Annotated in this window: 1 rRNA gene (only partly in view); it reads left to right on the top strand. The window is 53.2% G+C overall.

Annotation, left to right across the window (positions count from 1 at the left end):
* Window positions 1-235 (top strand): 23S ribosomal RNA (locus ACFIKI_RS08385) (its annotated part continues 628 nt past the right edge of the window); the annotation flags it as partial.

Genomic DNA, 235 nt, shown 5'->3' with positions numbered 1-235 from the left:
AGAGATTCATGGCTAAGGAACTAGGCAAAATCGACCTGTAACTTCGGGAGAAAGGTCGCCCCACTCCGGTGGGGCCGCAGTGAAGAGGTCCAGGCGACTGTTTATCAAAAACACAGGGCTCTGCAAAATCGAAAGATGACGTATAGGGCCTGACACCTGCCCGGTGCCGGAAGGTTAAGAGGAGATGTTAGCTATTGCGAAGCATTGAATTGAAGCCCCGGTAAACGGCGGCCGT

The sequence above is a fragment of the Bartonella sp. TT121SHDZB genome, from assembly GCF_042193415.1.
Classification (GTDB): Bacteria; Pseudomonadota; Alphaproteobacteria; order Rhizobiales; family Rhizobiaceae; genus Bartonella.
Note: the sequence above shows the minus strand (reverse complement) of the source record. Positions and strands in the feature narration are given on the sequence as shown.